Origin of the sequence: Klebsiella indica (genome assembly GCF_005860775.1) — a bacterium.
Lineage (GTDB): Bacteria > Pseudomonadota > Gammaproteobacteria > Enterobacterales > Enterobacteriaceae > Klebsiella > Klebsiella indica.
The window spans coordinates 1-1,283 of record NZ_VCHQ01000056.1 but is presented as its reverse complement, the minus strand read 5'-3'; the positions used below and the strand labels follow the sequence as shown (position 1 = coordinate 1,283).

Below are 1,283 nucleotides of genomic sequence, written 5' to 3'. Positions count from 1 at the left end.
GAATATAAGTCGCTGACCCATTATACAAAAGGTACGCAGTCACCCCACCCCAAAGCGCTCCACTGCCTGATTTTTGTGTTGAACGTCGCTTACGCGCCGTTAACCGTCATTCAGTGCTGTCGTTACGCTTCTTTGTGCACCACACAAAGCGAAACGCTTTGGTGGTGGGGCTCCCACTGCTTGTACGTACACGGTTTCAGGTTCTTTTTCACTCCCCTCGCCGGGGTTCTTTTCGCCTTTCCCTCACGGTACTGGTTCACTATCGGTCAGTCAGGAGTATTTAGCCTTGGAGGATGGTCCCCCCATATTCAGACAGGATAACACGTGTCCCGCCCTACTCTTCGAGTTCACAGCATCTGCATTTTTGTGTACGGGACTTTCACCCTGTACCGTGCGCCTTTCCAGACGCTTCCACTAACACACATGCTGATTCAGACTCCGGGCTCCTCCCCGTTCGCTCGCCGCTACTGGGGGAATCTCGGTTGATTTCTTTTCCTCGGGGTACTGAGATGTTTCAGTTCCCCCGGTTCGCCTCGTTAACCTATGTATTCAGTTAACGATAGTGTGACGAATCACACTGGGTTTCCCCATTCGGACATCGCCGGTTATAACGGTTCATATCACCTTACCGGCGCTTTTCGCAGATTAGCACGTCCTTCATCGCCTCTGACTGCCAAGGCATCCACCGTGTACGCTTAGTCGCTTAACCTCACAACCCGAAGATGTTTTATTCTGTCCGGCTTGTTGCGCGTCGTGAATACTGCGTTGTTCCGTACTCGCGATGCTCATGGACATTCAGTCCACTGCGCTCGCTGCGTGCGGTACGCCTTGTCTTCACATCGCTCACATCACCTTTTACAGTGTCGTCTTCTGATTGCGATAATTTGAGAGACCCGAACACACTTATTCAGTGTGTCGTTTCAATTTTCAGCTTGATCCAGATTTTTAAAGAGCAAAATTTCACAATGCACTTTTTGGTACATTTTGAAATTTATTTTTCATCAGACAATCTGTGTGAGCACTGCAAAGGCAGGTTCTTTAAGGTAAGGAGGTGATCCAACCGCAGGTTCCCCTACGGTTACCTTGTTACGACTTCACCCCAGTCATGAATCACAAAGTGGTAAGCGCCCTCCCGAAGGTTAAGCTACCTACTTCTTTTGCAACCCACTCCCATGGTGTGACGGGCGGTGTGTACAAGGCCCGGGAACGTATTCACCGTGGCATTCTGATCCACGATTACTAGCGATTCCGACTTCGTGGAGTCGAGTTGCAGACTCCAGTCC

At 50.3% G+C, this 1,283-nt stretch carries 2 rRNA genes; both read right to left on the bottom strand.

The annotated features are described in order from the left end of the window. Positions 1-709 (bottom strand): 23S ribosomal RNA (locus FE839_RS24355); the annotation flags it as partial. Between the two features lie 335 nt (positions 710-1,044). Next, a 16S ribosomal RNA gene (locus tag FE839_RS24350) occupies positions 1,045-1,283 on the bottom strand; the annotation flags it as partial.